The following is a 25,154-nucleotide window of genomic DNA, read 5'->3' on the forward strand; positions in this document are numbered from 1 at the left end:
CAAAGAGTAGAAAATAGAAGCATACTTTTAAATAAAAACTAGGGAATTGTTTGCCCTAGCAACTAACAAAGAAATTAAAATGATTAAGCATTTAATACTTATCATATGTATTCTCTTCTTTTTTCAAACTGGATTTTCACAAGAAAAACCATTGGAAGGAGATGGTTCAATAAGTAATCCATATCAAATTGAAAATGTGTCTCACCTGTTATGGCTTTCCAAAGCAGAAGGGGATACAGATGATGTACTCAATAGACTTGAACATCATTACATTTTAATGGCAGATATTGATTTAACCAATGTGGACTTTGTGCCTATTGGTTCAACAGAAACGCCTTTCAAAGGAACTTTTGATGGAAGAGGATATACAATTTCAAGTTTAAGTATTGACCAGTCTTCATCTAGATACTTGGGTTTGTTTGGTGTTATTTTATCGGGAACAGTGCATCATTTGCAACTGAATAATGTTAATGTTTCAGGAGAAAGGTTTATTGGGGCTTTGGCAGGAAAAATTGATGAAAGCACCATCATTCATCATATCATTGCGAAGGGTACTGTACATGGTGAAAGAGGTATTGGAGGTATTATTGGTGAGATCAATAACAAGTCTGAAGTATCATATATACAATCATTTGTAGCAACATCAGTAATTGATGGAGAGAAAAATGTGGGTGGTATTGCAGGAGTTATATACAATAAATCATCAATTTCACAGTCTTATGTAGCAGCAGATGTTACAGGATCATCAAGTGTAGGACCATTAGTAGGCGCTGGTCACTTTGCCAGTAGTGAAGACAAATTGGTGTCAATCAAAGAAAGTTATTGGGACAAGGATATTACAGGACTAAACTCTAATGAAGGTATTGCAGATTCCTATGGTTTAACAACGGAAGAATTTAAAACAGAAGATAGCTTTTTGGATCTTGATTTTGAAAACATTTGGAAGATGGATACAAATAGTGATTTTTCGGAAACAAGTAGACCTTATCTTTCATGGATTGGCGGTGTATTCGTTCAAGTGAAAAATGAAAATGAAGATTGGGGAGCAGTCCAAGGGGAAGGATATTATTCGATTGGAGAGCAGATTTCATTGAAAGCAGTTCCCAATCAAAATGTAGAATTTGTACAATGGGAACTCAACAATGAGGTATATTCTGATCAACCAGAAGTTAACGTTACTGTGGAAGAACATATGGTATTTGAAGCATCATTTGAACCTGCCGAATATCTAATTACCGAAATAAGTTCTCCAAGAGGAAAGGTAATCGGAGATGATACATTAAAGGTTACCTCATTTGAAACAGTACAATTACCCATCTCTCCAAAGACAGCCTACGAAATTGAGGAAGTATTTCTAAATGGAAATTCAATCGGAACAGTACCATATATCACATTATCGGGAGTTTCCGAAGATATAGTTATTGAAGTGAAATATAAAAGTATTGACTATCAATTACCTGAGGGAGAGGGGACTGCAGAAAGCCCATATGTTATTCGAACATTAGAAGAACTAAGATGGTTTTCAGAAGGAGATACAACCACAGGTATTGGACAAGGTACGCGTTGGAGAAGTCATGTGATATTGGATGCTAATATTTATGCAGAAGAAACTCAACATTGGAATGCAGGATTAGGTTTTTTCCCAATTGGTACTGAATCCAAACCATTTAGAGGCCATTTTAATGGACAACATTATGAGATTCATGATCTAGTATCACAAAGAGAACAAGAAAGATATATTGGATTGTTCGGTTATAGTAAAGATAGTGCATCAATAAGGAATTTACAGATCTTAAATGTAGACTTCAAAGGGGATAGATATGTAGGTGCACTCCTTGGTAAAGCTGACAGTACAAATATTGAAAATATCGTCGTTTCAGGTAAAGTAGAAGCAGAAAGATTAATAGGTGGAGCAGTTGGTGAATTGAATAAAGGAAGTCACTTATCTCAATCGGCCTCTTTCGTTGATGTAAGTGTGATTGAAGGCGGGAAAAACCTTGGGGGTTTAGTAGGTACAATCTACAATAGATCATCAGTAAACGAAGTTTATGCTGTAGGGAGTGTGGAGAATGCATCAAATTCAGGTGGATTAATTGGTAATGGACACAAAGAAGATGTTGTGAGTGTTACTAATGCGTATTGGGATCATGAAACTACTGGACTTACGTCTTCACATTTACAAGAGGATACATTTGGTTTGTCGACTTCAGCATTTAGTGATTTGGATAACTTTGTAGGTTGGGCATCATCAGAAGTCAATTGGTCTATTTTAATAAACACAAAATATGATCAAGTGGAGAGACCTTATCCCTTTGAGTTACAAAAACATTGGATTAATGTGACAGCCAATAGAAGAGACTGGGGTGTACTGACCGGTAATGGTAGATACCTTGAAGGAGAAAAAGTAAAGATCAAAGCGTTAACACTTGCAGGTCATTATTTTATTGAATGGCAAAAAAATGGCGAATTTCTATCAACAGAATCATCAGTAGAAATTGTAGTTGCTAATCATAATGATGAATACAAAGCTATCCTTGGAGCAGATGAGTATATCATTGAAGTAAGTCAATCCGATAACGGTACAATTACTCCAGGTACATCAACTGTTTTCCACAATGATGATTTTACATTTCAGATCGTTCCAGATGATGGTTATGAAGTAGATTACCTGCTTGTGGATCAGGATACCATTTTAGCTACTACAGAATATACTTTTAAAGCGGTAACGCAATCCTATAGTTTTTCAGCTAGGTTTAAAGAGTATGAACCTACTATTTTTATCATTCCAGCTATTGCAGGAGAAAACGGAAGCATTACTCCACTTTTAGGAGAAGTGAGTGAAGGTGAGGATATTACTTTTGATATTATTCCTGACCCGGGTTACGAAATTGATCTGGTTTTTGTAGGAGATGACAACAGTATTGATACATTAGAAACAGATAAAACTGCATATGCTCATACCTTTGAGAATGTATGGAACAACTATTCCATCTCGGCTACATTTAAAAAGAGTACCATTTCTTCTTTAGACCCTACGGATGAATGGATCAATGTTTATCCCAATCCATTTACGTCTGAAGTGAATATCCTTGTTACAAAACCACAGTCTATTCAGATTATTAATTTAACGGGACAAGTGGTATATCAACAAGAACTGACAGAGAATAAAACAGTACTATCCTTAACCTCATTACCTAGAGGAATTTATATTATTAAGTCTTCGGAAAGCAAACCGGTTAAAATTCAGAAAAAATAATGAAAGCACTACTTATAGGCATTTTTTTAATGATGTCATGGGGTACATATGCCCAAAAGAAACCAAATTTTCTGATCATTGTGGCAGATGATTTAGGATATGGGGATCTCTCCTGTTATGGAGCGAAAGATATTAAAACACCTAACATTGATCAACTAGCGAGTGAAGGAGCTTTATTTACCAATTTCCATACGACATCTTCCGTTTGTTCTCCATCTAGAGCATCGATGTATACGGGTAAATATCCAGACTTAGTAGGAGTACCTGGAGTGGTAAGAGTAAATCAATCTAATAGTTTTGGATTTTTTGCTCCACAAGGCAAAACCATAATGAATGTCTTTAAAGAACAATCTGATTATACTACGGCATTAATTGGGAAATGGCATTTAGGCCACGCATCACCAAACCTACCCAATGAAAGAGGGTTTGACTTCTTCCAAGGTTGGCTAGTAGGTATGACGGACTATTATAAACACGTCCGATACAATGAAAATTGGATGAGAAAAAATGATCAAAAAATTGAACCAGAAGGACATTGTACAGATCTATTTACAGATTGGACTTTAAAATATTTAGATCAAAACAACCAACCTTTCTGTTTATTCTTAACCTATACTGCACCACATTCTCCTTTACAACCACCGGCTGAATACTATGATAAAGTTATAGCCAGAGAGAAAGGTATCTCAGAAAAGCGAGCAAAATATGCTGGGTTAGTAGAACATATGGACGATCAAATTGCAAGGGTAGTTCAGAAACTTAAAGAGAATGGACAATTGGATAACACTGTGATCATGTTCTTATCAGATAATGGGGGAGCAGAAAACCATGGTGCAGACAACGGAGTATTTAAAGGACAGAAAGGCGATCTGTATGAAGGGGGTACAAGGGTTCCCTTTATCGTTAGATGGGGTAAAAATATAAAACCTCAAAAGACCGATATGTATATGTCAGTAACTGATATTTTTCCTACAATGGCGTCGATCATTGGTGCTGAAGTAGTTGAAGATTTATCAGGGATCGATCAGAAAAATTATTTGTTAAACGGAGAAGTAGCCAAAGAAGACCGAGTGGATATTGGTGTCCGTAGAGGAAATCGTAGTGATTGTGTTGATGGAACTATCTTCTACAGTGTACAAAAAAACGGCTGGAAATATATGCAGAATTCAGCTTGCCAACCTTATGTCTTCTATAACATGAGTAAAGATAAAGAAGAGATGCATCCAATTCCTGCTTCAGATCTACCGAAAAAGAAAAAGAATTTTGATAAGATACTAAGAAAACACATTGTCAATTCAGGAGGTGTATCCTGGCAAAACCTACTTACAGATTAGTTTACAATAATAGTTTTACTCAAAGCATACCTTGATTGGATTTTATCCTTTCAAGGTTTTTTTTGTTAAAAATGAATCATTGATATAATAGAATGATGTGCTATTGGAGAACTATAATCAATCACAATCTACTTTTAGTTATTTTTGAATCAGGATAACGACTGAGTAATCACTTAATTATAAATTATCTCATTCTAGATCGATCTGAGTTAAAATTATTTCATTACTTCACTTCAAGAGTTGTATTCGGGGTACATATCAATAATATACCCTAGTGATATCAAAAATAAAGGTTTTCAAAGATATATCCCCTTCTCATTTTAATATATCCCCCCTCTGAGGTGGGAATTTTCACTGTAAATTTGAAGTGTCTTCAATGGGGAGGTAAAGAAATGATACCCATTATTGATCAAAGAACTGAAATGAAATTTTTTGCAAGTATTAATAGAAAGGTATATGAGCAATTCAATCAAAAGGCTTTTATTTTTTAGTATTCTTGTCGTTGGATTCTACGGCAAGACATCAGCACAAGTCAACAAATATATTTTAAATAAAGGATGGGAGTTCAAACAATCAGATAAACAAGATTGGAGAGCAGCTTATGTTCCTGGGTGTGTACACACAGATTTATTGAACCACCAATTGATCAAGGATCCCTACTTTGGTGAAAACGAAAAGAAAGTACAATGGATCGATAAGAAAGATTGGGAGTACAAGACAACTTTCACAGTAAATTCTATCGAAGACCAAAAGCAGCAACTAGTGTTTGAAGGGTTAGATACTTATGCTGATGTTTACTTAAATGATAAGAAGATATTGACAGCAGACAATATGTTCAGATCTTGGACAGTAGACGTAACTGGAAAACTTAAAAAGGGAGCAAACGAACTAAAAGTTTATTTCCACAGTCCAATCAAAACCGCTGAACCACTTTGGGATGCTGTAGGATATCCACTTTATGCTATCAATGATGATGCAAAGACTGGAAATACAGGAGAAAGAAAATTGTCTGTGATGACAAGAAAGGCAGGTTACCACTATGGATGGGATTGGGGCCCTCGTTTGGTAACTTCTGGTATCTACCGTCCAATTTACCTAAAAACATGGAATACGGTATCAGTAGATAATATCCGTTATCAGCAAAAGAATATTTCTGAAAAAAATGTAGATATCCTTACTACGGTTCAACTTAATGTATTAGAAAATACTAATGTTACTATTGATGTGTTAGATGCTCAATCAGGTAAAAAGTATACTTCTAAAGTAGTGAAAGTTAAGAAAGGAGATGCTGCTCAAGAGTTAGCTTTCAATATCAAAAAGCCAAAGTTATGGTGGACAAATGGTTTGGGTGATCAGCATTTATACCCTATGAAAGTTGTGATCAAACAAGGGGATAAAATTTTAGATGAGAACGTTCAAAACATTGGTATTCGTACTGTAAACCTAATCACTGAAAAAGACGATATCGGTGAAAGTTTCAAAATCAGATTAAACGGCCATGATGTATTTATGAAAGGAACAAATTACATTCCTGGAGATATGTTCTTAGACCGAGTTTCTGATGAAAAAATGGAAGAAACGATCAAAGCATGTGCAGAAGCAAACATGAACATGATTCGTGTTTGGGGTGGAGGAACTTACGAAAAAGACTTATTCTATGATCTATGTGATAAGTACGGCTTATTGGTATGGCAAGACTTCATGTTCGCTTGTAGTTTATATCCAGGCGATGAGAAGTTTGTGGAAAACGTAAAGGCAGAGGTAAAAGATAACGTTATCCGCTTAAGAAATCACCCTTCGTTAGCGATGTGGTGTGGTAATAATGAAATTGAATGGGCTTGGTTCGGTTGGGGTATCCAAAAGCAAATGAACTGGTCTGAAGCAGATTCAACAAAAATCATCAATGATTACTTTAGATTGTTTACCAAAGAAATTCCAGATGTCTTACATCAATTTGATGACAAAGATTACTGGGCTTCTTCACCTTACTTTAGAAAGTATGGAGATCATTTAGAGACAAAAGGTGACCGTCACCTTTGGGATGTATGGAAAGGACCAAAATCATGGGACTACTATAAATCGCATGTACCAAGATTTATGAGTGAATACGGATACCAATCTTATCCTGAAGTAGAAGTGATGGCAAAATATGTTGCAAAAGACGAGCTAAATCTTTGGTCGAAAGGGATGAGAAATCATCAGAAAGCGAAGTTTGGTAATAAGAGAATTATGAAAAACGTAACCAAAGAATTTGATGTCAACGGAAAGAACTTTGAAAAAGTAGTTTATGCATCTCAACTGTATCAAGCATATGATCTAAAGTTTGCGATTGAAACACACCGAAGAAAAATGCCTCACTGTATGGGTTCTCTATACTGGCAGGTAAATGACTGTTGGCCAGTAGCTTCATGGGCAAGTATCGATTATCTAGGTAACTGGAAGGCATCACATTATAGAATTCAAGAAGCTTATCAACCGGTGATTAGTTCAGTATCTTTTGATGATGAAACTTTCAATGTATACGTAGTTTCAGATCTTCTAAAAGAGATGAAAGCAACTTTGAAAGTGGAAGTAATGGATCTGAGTGGTCAGGTAGTAAAAACATCAACAGAAAATATAAAAGTGGCTCCAAACACATCTGATATTTATGCAAAAATTGCGGCTTCAGATATCAAGGTAGAGCAAAATAACTTAGTGGTAGTAACAACGATTATTGCTAAGAATGAAGTAATTGATCAAAACGAATTCTTCTTAGCTAAAAACAAAGACCTTACTTTATCAACCGATTATCAGTTGACAAAAAATGTTATAGCTCAGAAAGATGGTTCTTATATCATTGAGTTAACAACAGACAAAGTACTTAGAGGTGTTAAAATTTCTGCCTCAGTAGAAGGTGGAAAATGGACTGATAATTACTTTGATCTATTACCAGGAAATAAAAAAGTGATTGTGTGGCAACCTGTGGACAAAAATATGGATAAGGTGAACTTTAAAGTACAGACGTTAAACAAGGTACTTAAAGATCAACCTGCTGAAGTATTAAGTCAACTTTAATTTTAAGCATAAGCGATATAGGGCAGCAAGTGACTACTTATATATTAATGCTGCCCATATCTCTTTAAACTTCAAGAAAATGAAACGATTATTAGCTTTTTATTTAATTCTTTCCTCCTTTGCTGTATTTGGTCAAAGTAGACCAAATGTAGTATTCATTCTTACAGACGACCAAGGTTATGGTGATCTTGGTGTAACAGGGAACCCTCATATCTCTACACCTAACATTGATAAGTTGGCCAATGAGAATATCACTTTAGATCATTTCTTAGTGAATGCTGTATGTGCTCCAACTAGAGCAAGTTTACTTACAGGTAGGTACAATTTAGCTACTGGCGTAAATTGGGTAACGAGAAGAAAAGAGGTAATGAACGCTGATGAAGTAACATTAGCTGAATTATTTAAAAGTAATAACTACAAAACAGGCCTATTTGGAAAATGGCACAATGGGTCTACTTATCCACATAATCCTGTAGGACAAGGTTTTGAGACGTTTTTTGGGTTCTGTGCAGGTCATTGGAACAATTATTTTGATACAGAATTAGAAAATGAAAAGGGTGAGTTTGTCAAGACAGAAGGTTATATCACAGATGTTTTAACAGACCATGCCATCGATTTTATTAAAGAAAACAAAGACGAGAACTTCTTCTGTTTTGTACCATATAATGCACCTCACGCACCATTCCAAGTAGGTGATGAGTACTATGAAAAGTATGAAAAGATGGGACTTGATGAAAGAACTGCTGCAGTCTACGGAATGTGTGAAAATATTGATGATAATGTCGGTAGATTGATTGCGACATTAAAAGAAGAAGGTTTATGGGACAATACGATTTTCATTTATTCATCAGATAACGGACCTAATGGAGAGCGTTATAATGCACAGATGAAAGGAAAAAAGGCGACAGTTCACGAAGGAGGAGTAAGAGTTCCTATGTTCATTAAAGCACCAAATTATCATGTGACTAAAGTAGAAGAATTAACAGCTCATATTGATATTTTCCCTACTTTAGCTGAACTATGTGATATAGAAGTTCCTGATTCAATCCAACTGCATGGTAAAAGCATTTTGCCATTATTAGATGGAAAAAATAAGCAATGGGAAGACAGAGTTATTTATACTCATAACCAACCTTGGAAATTTGAAGAGACTCCAGCTGCAGCAGTAAGATCGGAACAATATAGATTAGTGATGAGCAAGGAAAACGACACTACTTTATATGACATGAATGTCGATCCTTCTCAACTCCATGACCTTAGTGCATCTAACGCTGAAGTAGTCAATAAAATGACATCAGATTATCACCGATGGTTTATGGATATTACGAACGGAGGGAAAGAACCAGCCGCCGAGCGTATTCAAATAGGACACAAAGAAGCACCAAAAACGGTATTAACAGCAGTGGATGGGAATACTAAAAATAAGGTGAGATATGAAGGTAAAGGCTGGTCTAATGAATGGGCAAAGAACTTCAAGAATAAAAAAGGTGTCATCCAATGGGATGTGAAAATAGTAGAAGATGGTGAGTATAACTTTGACATGTTATATAGCTGTTCTGAAGAATATATTGGCTTTAACATTATGATTGAAGTGGGTGAAAAAGTCATTACCAAAAAGATGTCAAAACCATTTGAAACAAAACAGTTGGTAAGCCCTGATAGAGAAGCAAGAACAGAAGTGCATGAGTTTACTTGGGGAACGATGCAAATGGGTAAATTATTCTTAAAGAAAGGAAAATATAAAGTGAAGGTAAGAGTCAATAACGAGATTAACCCTTCAAATAATTTTAGACTTAAAGAACTAGTGGTCAATAGCACACAACAATCATAAATGAAAGAAATGAAAACAAAATTATTACTTGTCTTAGGCCTTATAATTGGGAGCTTGTTCTCAATCCAGGCACAAGACCGATCAAAAACACCAAATATCATTATCATTTATATGGATGATATGGGTTATGCAGATTTAGGTTGCTATGAAGGCTCCCTAAATGCTACTCCAGCTATTGATAAAATGGCTTCAGAAGGAACTATTTTTACTAGTTTTTATGCGGGTTCAAACATCTGTTCTCCCTCAAGAGCTGCGCTTCTTACAGGGATGTACCCACCAAGAGCAAGTGTTCCTAGAGTATACTTAGATACACCAAAAGGGATAAATTATGAGCTAACAACACTGGCAGAATTATTAAAGACAAAAGATTATGCAACAGCATTAATCGGGAAATGGCACTTGGGGTATCATGATGAATTTCTTCCATTAAATCATGGGTTTGATACCTTCTATGGTTTACCTCACTCTCATGACCTGAAGGTAAATGGTGAACTTCCGTTCTATGAAAATGAGAAAATCATTGAACGTAATCCTGATCCGGCACAATTAACAACTCGATATACGGAAAAAGCTGTAGAATATATCAAAAAAAATAAAGATAAACCATTCTTTTTGTATCTTGCACACAACATGCCTCACACCCCATTAGCAGTATCTTCTAAATTTGAAGGTAAGTCAGAAAATGGACTATATGGTGATGTGATCATGGAAATTGACTGGTCTGTTAATCAGGTACTTGAAGAAGTGAAAAAACAAGGGCTTGAAGAAAATACGCTAATAATAGTATCTTCGGATAACGGTCCATCTTTGAAGCAAGGCAATCATGCTGGTAACGCAGGAATTTTTAGAGAAGGTAAAGGAACTACCTTTGAAGGAGGACATAGAGTCCCCGGAATTTTTTACATGCCTGGTACTGTTAAACAGCAGATTGTAACAGATATGACTTCTCAGATTGACATCTTTCCAACAATTGCAGCAATGGTACAAGCGGAACTACCAGAGTATAAAATTGATGGTGTAAATATGTTGTCCACCTTGAAGGAAGGCGAGACTTCACCTAGAAGGGAGTTCTTTTATTTTCAGGGTAAGACGGTAGAAGCGTATAGAAAAGGAAATATTAAGATTCACAAACTTCATAAATACAGAAGTTCATACCCTGAAAATGTGGTGATAAATGGTGAATCAGGTAAATTGAAGGTATTTAAAAAAGAATTGGAAGCGTCAGTTTTTAATTTGGATAAAGATCCTTCTGAAAAAGAAAACATTATAAATAAAAAGGAAGAAACTTATCAGAAATATCTGAAGAGAATGAAATCCTTTAACAAGAAATTAAATACTAACAAGTTCGAACCAGAACTCAAAGAGACTAAATAATAAGCAACGATGAAAAAACTTCTCAAAATATTCATTTCGATCTCGTTGTGCATCTTAGCTTTTGGCGTAAAAGCACAGGAGAAAAAGAACGTTATACTTATTCTAATAGATGATATTGGTGCTGAGGCCGTTGGTTGTTACGGTACTGATGACTATAAAACACCGAACATCGATCAACTTGCAGCATCTGGGATTAAATTCGAAAATGCACATGCGACACCAATTTGTACTCCTTCGAGAGTGAAAATTATGTCTGGAAAATACAATTCTCACAATTACGAGAGATTTGGTTACCTACCGCAGCATGTTGAAACATTTGCCAATGCAGTAAAGAAAGAAGGCTATACGACGGCGATCGCTGGTAAGTGGCAACTGAGCTACAACAGAGATAAAGAGCAAGCCTTACAAGATCCATATCATTTCGGATTTGATGAATATTGTCTTTGGAATGTTGTGGAAAAAGGACAAGCAAGATTTAAAAATGCGGTCTTAACACAAAATGGGAAACAACTTCCAAATAAGGATATCTATGGTCCTGATGTAATCAATGGGTTCGTCAATAGTTTTGTGAAAAAGAATAAGAAAAAACCATTCTTTGTTTACTACACTATGATGTTAACACATGATCCATTCCAACCAGTTCCAGGAATGGCTGAGTACGATACATTAAAAGATCTTTCACTAAACGATCCAAAGTACTTCCAAAGTAATGTAGAATACATGGATAAAATGATTGGTCAGATTGTAAAGAACTTGGAAAAGAACAAGATCAGAGAAAATACGGTCATCATGTTGATTGGAGATAACGGTACGTCTTCAAAAGTAGTGACTAATTGGCAAGGCCAACAAATCAAAGGAGGGAAAGGAAAGTCGTTAACGACAGGGTCTCATGTTCCATTTGTTGCCAATTGCCCAGGGTATATCCAACCTAATGTCAATACCAATCTTGTAGATCTAACAGATTTCTATCCTACATTAATGGACATCACTGGAGCAAAAATGCCAGATACTAAATTAAATGGAATTAGCTTCCATGATCAGTTGATTGGTAAAGAGCCTACAGAAATAAGAGACTTTGTTTTTATCAGTTATTTCGGAAAGAAAACATATCCTGTAAAGCAATACGCTTTCAATACAAAATATAAATACTACTCGACTGGCGAATTCTATAACACAAAGAAAGATCCTGCAGAAAAGAAAAAATTAGATGTGTTGGCTTTGTCCTCAAAGGAGCAGAAACAATACGATTTCTTGAAAGCTAAAGTTGAAGAACTAAAGAAGCCTGGAGACTTTACCAAAAAGAAGAAGAAAAAGAAAGGAAAGGGTAAAGGGATAGGCCAGAAAAAACAATTGAAATAAGGATCATTGTACACCTCCCCATGTATTCGTTTTGAATTTGGGGAGGTATCAAAACTATCTAATGTAAATGAAATGAAGTTATTTTATCTACTAATTTTTTTAATTCTATCTAACTTCCTACAAGCTCAAGTACGACCTACAACCATTGGGAAAATTGGAGACAAACCAGTGGTGTTAAGGGATGGTGATCCTATTCTTTTTAAAGGAATACAATATTGGGGATTAGACGATTGGAATACTGGGTATTGGGAGGAAGATATCAAAAATATCAAGAAGCTGGGTTTAAATGGTGTCCGTTTAAACATTGCTTGGGATCATATTGAAGCTCAAGAAGGGGTATTCACTTTTGATCAATTGGATGGACTTCTAGATCTTTTAGAAAAGAATGATTTAACTGTTGTACTTCAGTTTAACCAATCAGCACATGAGTGGAAACCAAGTTGGTTTGAACAAAAATATTCAAGCAAAGAATTACTAGTAAAGGATGTTGTTGGTAAACATCAATACGGAAGGTTGTCTTTCTCATCTGTTCCTTATAAAAAGCACTATTATAATTATGTTCGTAATACGGTTGCCCATGTCAAAAACCGTTCTTCTATAATTGCGTACTCTGTTTATACTGAACCACACTTTGCTGATAAAGAACAATGGTTGGATTATAATAAATACAATAGACAAGGTTTTAGAACTTGGATAAAAACAAGATATGAGTCGATTGATCAGTTAAATGAAGCTTGGAATACCACTTTTGGGAGTTTTGATAAAGTAGAGCCTTACAAAAAAACTCCAGAAAGTGACTGGACCCAAATGCCAGATAGTGAAAGAAAACATTTTGCCGATTGGAATTTATGGAATTGTGTAGCAAAAGCGGACTTTATCAGTGGACTAATCTCAGACTGTAAAAAGATTGATAAGAACCATTTATTCACCCAGAACATGATGTGGAAATGGTCTGGAAAATATGGTGTAAATGTAGCCTTAGATCCCGAGATCAATTATGATTATGCCGATATCATTGGAATCAATGTTTATCCTTATCCTAAAAATGCTTACAAAGTAGGAGCTTCTGTCAATTTTATTCGTTCAATGTTTCAAAATGAGAAACCTGTTTGGTTAGGTGAATTTAGTATCAAAAGTGGTAACCCAACAGAGGAGGATTTATCGGATATGTTGAGTGGTGCCTTTGAAGTAGGGTGTACTGGTTTTGTCTATTTTACTTATAATGGGCAGGCAGAAAAAGGTGGAGAAGAATATGGTATTGAGCATTACGGAGTATTGGACCGAAATAGAAAAAAGAAAGATGCTTTCTATGAGCTACAAAACTATATGAAGACTGAAGTCGAAGGGAATGAGGATGAAATATTAAATGCTCCATTACCCGAACCGATGTTAAACGTCTTGTGGCCTCAGATGAATAAAATATATACTTACTTACAGGAAGATTTTAACTTAAACCTTTATGTTTCGGCGTTTAACTATGGAAATATAGATAACGATTTACCTGTTAATGTCATTACTGAAAAGCAATTAATTAATGGAGATTATGATAAGTCCCTGCCACTTTTAGTTCCTCCGATGCCGATGACGCACAAAAAAGTAGGAAACACATTAAAAAAACATATCAAGAACGATGGCTTACATGTTTTTGTAGCGGGTAGGTTCAATCAGTATACATTTAGTAATCAACAAGAGGTCCAAAACAAAGGTGTAAGAAGATTAGATAGCAATTTAGGTTTGGCTTTCCAGACATTAGTAGAGGGAACAAATAAACATAAATTGACCTTCCAAAAAGACTTTTATTCCATTAGAGCAAAGAGTTCTTATACACCTAAAAATGATCAGATATCACTATCGCCAACAGATGATTTAGAAGTTTTAGCCACTTGGGATAACGGAGGAATTGCTATTGGTATTCAGACACTAGGTCAAGGTGATATTTTTTACATTGGAAGTCATTACTTCAACCTATTAGATGTAGGGAGTAACAAAAGAGCATTTAATGCTAGTATTCTTAAGTCTTATTACGAATACACTAAAGCAAGAGATCAAGTCACATCTATAGATAAATTCAAGAAAAAGAAGAAAAAAAAAAGACTAATCAGACTTTACGATAAGAAATATAAGGTCGAAATAAGCGGAAAATATACTTATCAGGTCATGACCTACGAAGGTAGGATGTTTCAAGCTGAAGATGTTCCTCAACAAGATCCCATCATAGACTTGCATGACCTGCCCTCCGGGGAATTTATTATCAAAATAAAAGCTTCATCTGATCATCAAACGGATATCATAGTGATTCCATAAAGAAATAAATATTGGACTTCTGATTTTATAATGAAATGAATGACAATAAGAAACTAACGATAAATAAAATACTCACATCCTTTTCAATAAAAATACTCTTATTAAGTGTTTTATTGTTGGGTTTTGTGATACCATCTCTGGCACAAGAGCATGAATCTATAATTACTGGTGTAGTTAAAGATGAGCTAACAGGAGAGACTTTAATAGGAGCCAGTGTCTTAGTAAAAGGCAGCAGTATTGGTACGACAACTGATATTGACGGTAAGTTCAAATTAATGACACCCATTTCTTCAAAAATACTAGTAATTAGCTATTTAGGGTATAAAAAGAAAGAGGTGAATATTACCCACAAAACTAATTTACATATTTCATTAAAGGCCGAGAATACGGTTATGGATGAAGTAGTAGTAGTAGGGTATGATACGCAGAAAAAGGAAAGTGTAGTTGGTGCCATTGTACAAACAAATGGCGATGAATTATTAATGAATAGGGGTTCTACTAGTTTAACGAACTCTTTAGTAGGTTTGGTCTCTGGTTTATCTTCCATTCAGACATCGGGTCAGCCTGGAGAGAATGCAGCAGAAATTTTTATTCGTGGTAAAGCCTCTTGGGTGGATAACTCACCGTTATTTTTGGTAGATGGTATTGAAAGAGATTACGAGGATATTGACCCAAATGAAATCGAAAGTATTTCGGTATTAAAAGATGCATCAGCGACAGCCGTTTTTGGTACAAAAGGAGCCAATGGTGTTATTCTAATTACTACAAAACAAGGTGAAGAAGGGAAACCAAAATTTAGTTTCTCAACGAATTTTTCATTCAAACAACCGATCTCAGATTTTTATATGGCAGATCGAGTTGAAGTGATGGAAATGAAAAACCAGGCATTAAGAAATGATAAGATCTATGATCCGAATGCCTACTATTCTCAACAAGATATTAATAACTGGGCGCATCAAGTAAATCCAGATTTATACCCTGATGTAGATTGGTATAATGAGTTAGTAAAAGATTATGGTGTTACTTCAAACTATAACTTTAATGTAAGTGGTGGTAGTAAAAGAATAAACTACTTCGTTTCATTAGGTTACTCTAACGATGGAGATATTTTTAAGACAGAGCCTAACCCATATTATGATCCTAGCTTTAGCTATGAGAAATACAACTACAGAACCAATTTTAAAGTGAAACTAACCAATTCTACCAACATCAAAATTGGTCTTGCTGGTAGTATGTCATTTAAAAATCAGGCAGCATATGGTAGTAGCAGTGATGATGATTGGGCAAAATCAGATTTCTTTAAATTAGTGTATTACAAAGCACCTACTTATGTCTATCCAATCCAATATTCAGATGGTAATTTAGGTGATGATGGTGGTGGGTCTAACCCATATCTCTTATTAAATTATAGTGGTGCACATAAAAACAGAAAAAACACTCAGGCATCAGATATTCAGTTAGAGCAAAAGTTAGATTTTATTACAAAAGGTTTATCACTCACAGGTAAGCTTTCTTACAATACGTCTTTTGATTATAAGCAGACGATTTCAAACAAGAGTGGTAGAAACACAGGATTTAATGTGCCTACATATCTCTATACTCCAACAGATACTTTACGTTTTCCTTCAGACAATTATGTAGTGGGGCCTGTTACGGTAGGAAACGAATCCTTAGGTGCCTATAAAAGAAACTTGTATTATGAGGCAGCACTTCGATATAGCAGAAAGTTTGGAAAACATACCGTATCGGGTTTGGGGCTTTTCATGAGAAGTGAGAATATCAGCAGAATTAGTTGGCCTGCTTATGAAGAAAGCTGGATCGGTAGAGCTACCTATGATTATGACCAACGTTATTTCATAGAAATGAATGGAGCCTACAATGGTTCTGAAAAATTTGCTCCAGGTTTACGTTTTGGTTTCTTTCCCTCATTTGCAGGGGGATGGATGGTATCCAATGAGAAATTCTTTAAAAACTCTAGTCTAAGTGATCAAATCAATCTTTTTAAGATTAGAGCTTCATACGGAGAAGTAGGTTATGATAAAGGGGTTAATAGATGGACATACCTAGAGCTATATGAAAGAGGAAGTGATGTTTACTTCGGTACACCACCATCAAAATTCTATACCAATAAAGAAGGAAGAGCGGCGAACCCTAACGCAACTTGGGAGAGAGCTTTAAAAGCTAATATTGGGGTCGAATTAGAGATGTTCTCTCATCTGACATTAATTGTGGATGTATTTAATGAGCATCGCTCAAGCATACTAATGGAACGTAAGACAATTCCACCATGGTTTGGTTTGGATAACCCTTATGAAAATATTGGTGAGACAAAATCGAGAGGTTTTGAAATGACAATGGGTTGGAATCAAAATATCCGAAAAGATTTCAACATCAATGCAAAAGCAATTACCAGTTTCTCACAAAACAGAGTTGTATTCAGAGATGATCCTGCAAAAACACCCGATTACCTAAAAGATGCAGGTAAACCTATTGGGTCTGATTATACATTAAAAACGGATGGTTTGTATCAAGACTGGGATGATGTTTACAATTCTCCAGGTTCTATTTGGGGACAAGAAAACCGTATTCCGGGAGATCAGAAATATGTCGATTATAATGGGGATGGTATCATCGATGATTTAGATAAAGTGGTAGCAGAATATCAAGATTACCCTATGCTTTCTTATTCACTACAACTGGGGTTCACTTATAAAGGAATCATGTTGACTAGTTTATTTACAGGAGCTTCAGGAGTTCAAAAATCAGTACCAGATGCACTACTTTATGAATTTACAAGTGCAGATTATGAACAAGCCAATCCTCATAATTTAAATGCTTGGACACCAACCAATACGGATACGAATGTACCTATTTTAAGATCAAATAATACAACAAGGTTACACAACCAACAGTACAGTGATTATCAATTTCAGAATGCTAATTATTTACGCTTGCAGAGAGTGGAATTGAGTTATATGATCCGTTCTAAACGAATGAAGAAGACCATGGGTATAGGTAGTATCCTAGTGTATGTTGGTGGAAACAACTTATTTACGCTCACTAAAATGGATAAAAGGTTTGACCCTGAGGCAGCTACACTGTCTTCCTATCCATTAATTAGAAGCTACAATACTGGTTTAACGGTTAAATTCTAAATGATATGAAAAAGAGATTATTACTAATTTTGATAAGCATGATAGGATTTAGCTCTTGTGAATCTTATCTCGATGGTGTTGAAGAATCGATAGTAACAGACGAAGATATTTTCTCTAACTATAACGACTTTAGAGCCCATTTAGATTATGGTTATAAAGGACTTTTCAACTATCATTTATATAAGCAAAATACAGCGGTAAGTACTGTTTCTGATCAGTTTCAATGTCCAAGTAATACTGCTTGGCAAGACTATGCTCAGTACGTAAATACTGGAAACTACGATAACTCTGCTGGAGCTTTTGAAGTTGGTTGGGAAAAAGGAAATGGTTATGGTGAAGCATCCACTTTTTACAATGCCATGACTGCTTTGAGAGTTGTAAATAATGTTATTGAGCAAGCTGAAGTATCTACAGCGATTACTGAATCACAAAAAAAGGACCTCTCCGGACAAGCTTATTTCTTAAGAGCGTTCTTCCATTTTGAATTGATTAAAAGGTATGGTGGTATTCACTATATCGATAGGGTGTATGAAGTAGATGAAGATCTTGATTTTGAAAGACTCTCATACGAAGAAACTACACAAAGAATAATTCAGGATTGTGATATAGCAATTGGACTTTTATCAAAGAGCAGATCTGGACCAAATTATGGGAGAGCAACAGCTACAATGGCTCAGTTTCTAAAAGGGATGGCACTATTATATGATGCTAGCCCTACCATGAATATTGCCAATGGGTACGGTGAAGAATACAATGAAGAAAAATGTAGAGTTGCAGCCATTGAGATTGCAAACACACTACAAATGGCTGATGAAGCAGGTTTATCATTAGTGAACGGAACCACTTTTGAAAAGTACAGAGAGATTTTTTATAGTAGAAATAATGTAGCTTCTAGGGAATGTATTTTCCCATTAATTCAGAAAAATTTCATTACATACGGAAGTACACTGAAGCAATTATATATCCCAAGATCTTTTGGCTTAAGTAACAATAGGTATACGCTAGCGACTCACAATTTAGTGAGATCATTCGAGACTACTAATGGATTGGCGATCGAAGATGATCCGGAATATGATCCTCAAAATCCATATGAAAATAGAGATCCTCGACTAAGCTATTCTGTATTATACCATGGTCACTCACATGGTATAGATGGTAAAGGAGAGCCTAGAGTATTAGACTTTTCTTATGATAGTGAAGGAAACTCAGACTTAAATGGCATTGATATTAGGGGGGCTGGGCCCGATATCGTCACAGGATATTATATGCGAAAATTCTGGCCAGAAACTGCTAACCCTTGGCAACAGGATGGTAACTATTATATGAATTGGAATTACATGCGACTAACGCAGGTGTACTTGGATTATGCCGAAGCAGTCAATGAAGCGTATGGCCCTTATGGTACAGCTGACGGTTACTCATTAACAGCAGTAGATGCTATTAATATTGTAAGAGAAAGGGTGGGTATGCCAGCGGTTAATGCAATGTATCTTACAGATAAAGCCACTTTCAGAAAAAGAATCTGGAATGAGAGGAATGTTGAGTTAAATGGAGAGTTCCAACGTTGGTTCGACATGAGAAGGTGGCACATTGCCCACCTAAGAGAAAATAAAGAGATAAAAGGAATGCACATTGTTAGGGATAATACTACTGGAAAAGAAACATTCACAGTAGTTGATGTCACGGGTACAACAAGAGTTTTTGAAGAGAAACACTATTGGTACCCTTTCTCTAGAGATGTGATTTTTATGACTGAAAAATTTAAACAAAACCCTGGTTGGTAAAAATATTGAATGATGAGAAAAGCAATTCAAAAATACCCGCTTTATAGCTTCATAATTGGGGTGCTGATAACATTGATTACTTCTTTGACAAGTGTTGCTCAAAGTAAATCATATGTTGAAGTAAAATGTAGAGTATTAGATGAACGACACTTCCCGATTCGAGGAGCTATATTAACGGTAACTTTATTAGACGGAACAGAAGATGTTTTCTATTCGGATAGTGATGGCCAAGTAGTAGTAAGTGGCTTAGAAGGTGATGAAGTATCCATTGAAGCAGAAGGGATGAAATCGCTAAAATATATTCTGAAAACTACTGAAAAGAAAAAGGGGTTCTTTATGAAGCCATTAAAATTACCATTCGAAAAGGTAGTATTAGAAGGAGGGTATCAAATCCAAAAAAGAGAAGATGCAACGACTTTCTCGACAAAAATTGATGACCAATATTTAAGTCATACTTATGGTATCAATGTAGGAACTTCCTTAACGGGAACAGACCCAAGTGTATTGGTTGAGCAATTAACAAGTAATCCTGGTTGGGATGTTTCCAATATCACTATCAGAGGTCTAAGTACAACAGGTGATAATGCACCGGCAGTATTTATCGATGGTTTCGAAAGAAGTATTTATCAACTGAATATTGAAGAGGTAGAATCTATTGAATACTTAAAGGATATTAGAGCTAAGATCTTAGTAGGACCTGCTGCTGTAAATGGCGTCATTTGGATTACAACGAAACAAGGGCAGGCTGTGAAGAGAAAAATCGATGTTGGTTACGAAAGTGGGATTCAAACACCTACAACATCACACCATTATTTAGATAGCTACAACTCTGCTTTATTGTACAATGAGGCAAGAGCTAATGATGGACTTTCTCCCTTTTATTCTGAAGATGCGTTACAGAAGTTCAAAGATGGTTCAGACCCTTTTAGATATCCAAACAATGACTTTTCAGCATTACTACTTAAAGATCAGACACAATATCAAAAGGCCTATGTAACATTAACTGGAGCGACAAGAAATAGTAAGTATTCTGTGAACCTTGGTTACCAAAATCAAGAAGGAATGGTTACAGAAGGTCCAAAAAATGGTTTAGATAGGTTTAATATCAGAGCCAATCTAAAAGCAAGAATGAATCAAGTGATTACATTGAATGCGAACATTTCAGCAAGAACCGAAATTATCAATACCAGTACATTAACAGGAAGAGACTTCTTTGATATGATGTCGACCCATAGACCTATGGATTACCCAATCTATGTCGAAGAAAATATGATCAAGGAAGGAGAAGCGGCAGGTTTTGGGGTGTCAAGGCTGTCCAATAAAAACCTTTATGCTGAAGTGACAGAACGAGGGTATCAAAGGGAGCAACGTATTATTGGGCAAACCAATATGGGATTAGATTTTAATTTAAAGCAGATTACTGAAGGACTATCAGCTGATGTAAATGTTGCTTTGGATACTTATAATAGCGTTACATATGGTCAAAATGCAAGTTATAATGCCTACTTACCGGTATATAAAGGAGATACTTTAAACCAGTTTATTCAAAAAGGAAGAAAAACAGAACTAAGTAAACAAAGCAAGACCTCTGACGATGTTTTTAGAGGATATGCCATGTACAGTAGAATTAAATATGATAAATCTTGGAACGATCTACATAATATCTACCTACAAGGAATGTACAGTTTTGTTAGAGAGGAATACAAATCTTCGGTGCAGGAACCTCAGAATATGACAGCTTCCTTTTTGGCGTCGTACAGGTTTAAAGACAAGTACATTATTGAGGGGGTGGTAAGTCATTATGGTACAAACAGATTGGATAAGAACTCGGGTCATTTAAACTATGTAGCAAGTTTGGGATGGGTATTATCGGAAGAAAACTTTATGTACAATAGCATTTTTGACTATCTAAAGGTAAAAGCTAACTATGGTTTAATGGCTACTGATAGGAATTTTATGAATCATAGGTTACATCAAAATGTTTGGAGTCAATCGGGCAATGTATACTTTGGGAGTAACAACAATACGACACTAAAGCCTACTGAACTAGAGCATACAGGAACAGAGCTTTTAGACTGGGAAAAGCAAAAGGAATTAAATGTTGGCATCGAAGGTAGAATATTTAGAAGATTAAGCTTCTTTGGTAATTATTTTTATAACTACCGTTACGATATTCCTGAACAAGTGGATAATAAAATGATCAATGGTATGCCTTATGCTCAGTATGAAAATTATGGAGAGGTGAAAAACCAAGGAGTAGAAGTAGCATTAAATTACCAAAACAAAATCAAGCATTTTAGATATGCTATTGGTGTTGGGGGAATGTACTCTCAAGCCATTCTTATGGATGGTAATGTTATTCGTTATGAAGAAGACGGAATGAATAAAATAGGTAAACCTGTAAATGGGATTTATGGCCTACAGGCAGACGGTTTATTTCAGTCTTATGAAGAAATACAGAGTCACCCTCAACAAATGTATGGAACAGTTCGCCCAGGAGATATCAAATACATAGACCAAAATGGTGACGGCGTAATCAACGAACAAGATCAGGTATTGATTGGAGATAGTTTTCCCGATTTTGTATTGAACAGTTCCATTAAACTGAATTATAAAAACTTTGAGTTATTTGCTCAATTTTCAGGGGTGATAGGAAGGGAAGTAGTATTGAATAATGCTTACTACTGGAATTATGGCGAAGGAAAATATTCTGATGTTGCCTTAGATCGATGGTCAGAATCTAACCCTAATGGTACATACCCAAGATTAACCACCAAAGAATACCAAAATAACTTTCAGAACAATAGTTATTGGATAGAAAATGGTAACTACCTCCGCTTAGACAACTTACAACTGACTTATCGATTGCCAACTAAGAAATGGACAAATAATGTGGTCAGTGGAATGAAGGTATATGCAAGAGGAAACAACCTTTTCACTTGGTCAAAACTAGAAAATGTAGACCCATCTAATCTGAATTCGGGTTATACCAATTTCCCACTTCTAACATCCTATGTTGTAGGAGTTCATGTAACACTATAAACAGAACTTAGTATGATGAAAAAGAATATATATTGGATAATTGTTAGCCTCATGCTGGGTTCATGTAGTAACTATTTGGAAACAAACTTTGATGGTTCTGTTTCTGATGAAAACGTTTGGACCAACCCGGTATACGCTGAAGGTGTGTTGTTAAATGCCTATGAAGCAATACCAGATAACTACAGTGTAGAGAATGGAACCTTTATGGATTGTGCAACAGATAATGCAGTTACTAACGACTATGGTAGCCTGATCTATCAGAATGCCAATGGAGGTTGGAGAAGTGACAACAATAACCTGGGACAATGGGAAAATTGGTATATGCAAGTCGAATACATCAATCTTTGGTTAAAATATGGTGACCAAGCCAATTATTACCTATCTGATGGCCATTTAAATGAGCAAATCAAAAAGAGGTTGACAGGTGAGGCTCATTTCCTAAGAGCATGGTATTATTTTAAATTACTACAGTCGTTTGCAGGTATAGTTGATGGAGAAATGATGGGAGTTCCCTTATACCGTTTTCCTTTAGAAGGGAATATTGATAAGGCCAATAAAATCAAAAGATCTACCTATGAAGAAGTCTTGGAATTTATCCTAGAGGACTGTAATATTGCTATTGAAAAACTTCCTGAAGATTATGATGGTAATGACCATGTTGTTGGTGAAACTCATGTGGGTAGAGCAAATGCAATTGCTGCGATGGCATTAAAATCAAGAGTGTTATTGTATGCAGCAAGCCCTGCCTTTTCAAAATCAGATTGGAGTGAAGTGGCTAGAGTTTCTTTAGAGCTATTAAGTAAAACCAGAACATCACTACCAAAAATAAATTGGGATAACCTGGATTCTTATTACAACACACAAAATCATAATGAAATCATTATGAGAAAGTTTGATCGTAATAATAACTTCTTTAAACAAAACTATCCTCCATCTTTAAATGGAGAAGGTCGAACATCTCCATCACAAAACCTTGTCAATATATTTTTTGGAAGTGATGGTTACCCGATCGACCACCCATTAAGTAATTATGATCCAGACAATCCATACAAGAACAGGTCGAACCGTTTCAATGGTACAATCGCATACAATGGATCAAATTTCAGAGGTACTATCGAAACTTATATTGGTGCTTTTGACGCAGAAGGTGAACATATATTTACGACTAGAACAGGGTATTATTTAAGGAAATGGATGACTTCCAGAGCGGGAACAGATGAAGTGGATTCTAGTATTGGTTTACATTATTATGGTCTTTTCAGGTATGGAGAAGTTTTTCTAAACCTTGCTGAGAGTATAAATGAATGGGTTGGCCCCGATGTCAAAGTATCTTTTGGAGGACTATCGATGAGTGCAAAAGAAGCAATCATTGAAGTAAGAAGAAGGGCAGGAATTAAAAGCACAGAGTACGTCGATGAGGTAGCTGCAATGGGACAAAGTGAATTTAGAAAATTGATTCATAGAGAGAGAAGAATAGAACTTTGTTTTGAAGGACATAGATTCTGGGATATTCGAAGATGGAACGATCCTCTAAGTACAACCATATCAGGAGTAAGAATTACAAAAATGGGAGAGGATGAATTCCAATATGATTACCCAATGGTTGAACAAAGAAACTATTCAGAACATATGAGATTTGGTCCTATTCCCTTAAAACAGGTGACTTTAGGCTTAAGACAAAATGATGGTTGGTAAATAATATAACAGAAATGAAAAAATATATTTTAATCGTATTAGTACTTCTTACAGTGACGAGCTGTAAGTATGAAGAATACATAAATGACTATGATTACACAACAGTGTATTTCTCTTTCCAAACTCCTATTCGTACATTAATTGTTGGTGAATATGAGGCCATCAAGTTAGGGATTGCCATGGGTGGCAAGAGAGAAAATAAAGTAGATGAATGGGCACATTTTGAAATAACACCTGAATTATTGGCAGGGACACCCTATAAAATTTTGCCAAGTGAAGTATATACTCTTGAGAATGACCATGAGATTATTATACCTAAAGGTGAAATGCAAGGAGATATCACGGTTTCTTTTAATATGGAACAACTGGCTTCTTTGGATGAACCTGTTACAGAATATGCATTGCCTGTAACAATTACATCTACTTCTTTAGACAGAATTCATGAAACAAAGAATAGTACTATTATAGCCATCAAGTATATCGCAAATCTTGATGGAACTTGGTACCATAAAGGAATAACAAAAGGTTTAAACCTAAATTCCGATTCCACTTGGGTAAGAACATATACTCATTCCACATTGGAGAAAAACCATACTTGGGTATTGAATTCCCTTACATCAACAAAAGTAGAAAGTAATGGTATTGGCTATTTGGAAGGAAGCTTACAGATTGACTTAAATGATGACCATTCACTTTTTGTTACAGCAACCGACGAAGAGAACTTTATATCTAAAAGTGCCTCATTGTCCAATGACAAGAAGGAAATTTATTTATCGTATTCTTTTCAAAGAGACACTTTGGTCTATGAATCGACAGACACTTTAATCTTTGCGGATAGAAATATAGTGTTCGAAACTTGGTAGAAATACTTATACTCTTTTAATATAATAGGAGCTGTTTCAATTCTTTTTTGGAGCAGCTTTTTTTATACTACAATGAATCCCAAATAGTAGATATATCCCCCTA

General features: G+C 35.5%; 12 protein-coding genes. All 12 read left to right on the forward strand.

Annotation, left to right across the window (positions count from 1 at the left end; genetic code table 11):
* Positions 1-79 precede the first annotated feature (79 nt).
* A complete protein-coding gene (locus HGP29_RS22925) occupies positions 80-3,256 on the forward strand; it encodes an InlB B-repeat-containing protein (RefSeq protein WP_168884786.1) in 3,177 nt (1,058 codons plus the stop codon).
* Positions 3,256-4,590: a sulfatase family protein gene (locus HGP29_RS22930; RefSeq protein ID WP_168884787.1), complete on the forward strand. Its 1,335-nt coding sequence runs from the start codon at positions 3,256-3,258 to the stop codon at positions 4,588-4,590. The genes HGP29_RS22925 and HGP29_RS22930 overlap by 1 nt, the downstream gene beginning before the upstream one ends.
* Before the next feature lie 456 nt (positions 4,591-5,046).
* Positions 5,047-7,644, forward strand: coding sequence for a beta-mannosidase (locus tag HGP29_RS22935; RefSeq protein ID WP_168884788.1), 2,598 nt, complete (start codon positions 5,047-5,049; stop codon positions 7,642-7,644).
* A gap of 79 nt (positions 7,645-7,723) precedes the next feature.
* The gene (locus HGP29_RS22940) at positions 7,724-9,475 is read left to right on the forward strand and encodes an arylsulfatase (protein WP_168884789.1); all 1,752 of its coding nucleotides are present in this window, start codon (positions 7,724-7,726) and stop codon (positions 9,473-9,475) included.
* Positions 9,476-9,484: 9 nt separating this feature from the next.
* Positions 9,485-10,849 (forward strand): sulfatase family protein, encoded by a 1,365-nt coding sequence (locus HGP29_RS22945; protein WP_168884790.1) that lies wholly within the window; start codon positions 9,485-9,487, stop codon positions 10,847-10,849.
* Between the two features lie 9 nt (positions 10,850-10,858).
* Positions 10,859-12,208 carry a sulfatase-like hydrolase/transferase gene (locus HGP29_RS22950; protein WP_168884791.1) on the forward strand — a complete coding sequence of 450 codons (1,350 nt, stop codon included), beginning with the start codon at positions 10,859-10,861 and terminating at the stop codon, positions 12,206-12,208.
* A 72-nt stretch (positions 12,209-12,280) separates the two neighbouring features.
* Complete coding sequence (locus HGP29_RS22955; protein WP_168884792.1) at positions 12,281-14,512, forward strand: beta-galactosidase; 2,232 nt, start codon at positions 12,281-12,283, stop codon at positions 14,510-14,512.
* Positions 14,513-14,547: 35 nt separating this feature from the next.
* A complete protein-coding gene (locus HGP29_RS22960; RefSeq protein ID WP_168884793.1) occupies positions 14,548-17,667 on the forward strand; it encodes a SusC/RagA family TonB-linked outer membrane protein in 3,120 nt (1,039 codons plus the stop codon).
* 38 nt (positions 17,668-17,705) lie between these two features.
* On the forward strand, positions 17,706-19,451 hold the full coding sequence (locus tag HGP29_RS22965) for a RagB/SusD family nutrient uptake outer membrane protein (protein ID WP_168884794.1): 1,746 nt from the start codon (positions 17,706-17,708) through the stop codon (positions 19,449-19,451).
* Between the two features lie 9 nt (positions 19,452-19,460).
* On the forward strand, positions 19,461-22,493 hold the full coding sequence (locus tag HGP29_RS22970; RefSeq protein WP_168884795.1) for a SusC/RagA family TonB-linked outer membrane protein: 3,033 nt from the start codon (positions 19,461-19,463) through the stop codon (positions 22,491-22,493).
* 15 nt (positions 22,494-22,508) lie between these two features.
* Entirely contained in the window at positions 22,509-24,188 is a 1,680-nt protein-coding gene (locus tag HGP29_RS22975) for a RagB/SusD family nutrient uptake outer membrane protein (protein ID WP_211093387.1), read from the forward strand.
* A 14-nt stretch (positions 24,189-24,202) separates the two neighbouring features.
* Entirely contained in the window at positions 24,203-25,051 is an 849-nt protein-coding gene (locus HGP29_RS22980) for a DUF1735 domain-containing protein (protein WP_168884797.1), read from the forward strand.
* The last annotated feature ends 103 nt before the right edge of the window (positions 25,052-25,154 follow it).

Origin of the sequence: Flammeovirga agarivorans, assembly GCF_012641475.1 — a bacterium.
Lineage (GTDB): Bacteria > Bacteroidota > Bacteroidia > Cytophagales > Flammeovirgaceae > Flammeovirga > Flammeovirga agarivorans.

Coding starts and splice junctions, on each gene's coding strand:
- HGP29_RS22925 (WP_168884786.1), top strand. CDS start 80: ATGATTAAGCATTTAATACTTATCATATGTATTCTCTTCTTTTTTCAA.
- HGP29_RS22930 (WP_168884787.1), top strand. CDS start 3,256: ATGAAAGCACTACTTATAGGCATTTTTTTAATGATGTCATGGGGTACA.
- HGP29_RS22935 (WP_168884788.1), top strand. CDS start 5,047: ATGAGCAATTCAATCAAAAGGCTTTTATTTTTTAGTATTCTTGTCGTT.
- HGP29_RS22940 (WP_168884789.1), top strand. CDS start 7,724: ATGAAACGATTATTAGCTTTTTATTTAATTCTTTCCTCCTTTGCTGTA.
- HGP29_RS22945 (WP_168884790.1), top strand. CDS start 9,485: ATGAAAACAAAATTATTACTTGTCTTAGGCCTTATAATTGGGAGCTTG.
- HGP29_RS22950 (WP_168884791.1), top strand. CDS start 10,859: ATGAAAAAACTTCTCAAAATATTCATTTCGATCTCGTTGTGCATCTTA.
- HGP29_RS22955 (WP_168884792.1), top strand. CDS start 12,281: ATGAAGTTATTTTATCTACTAATTTTTTTAATTCTATCTAACTTCCTA.
- HGP29_RS22960 (WP_168884793.1), top strand. CDS start 14,548: ATGAATGACAATAAGAAACTAACGATAAATAAAATACTCACATCCTTT.
- HGP29_RS22965 (WP_168884794.1), top strand. CDS start 17,706: ATGATAGGATTTAGCTCTTGTGAATCTTATCTCGATGGTGTTGAAGAA.
- HGP29_RS22970 (WP_168884795.1), top strand. CDS start 19,461: ATGATGAGAAAAGCAATTCAAAAATACCCGCTTTATAGCTTCATAATT.
- HGP29_RS22975 (WP_211093387.1), top strand. CDS start 22,509: ATGAAAAAGAATATATATTGGATAATTGTTAGCCTCATGCTGGGTTCA.
- HGP29_RS22980 (WP_168884797.1), top strand. CDS start 24,203: ATGAAAAAATATATTTTAATCGTATTAGTACTTCTTACAGTGACGAGC.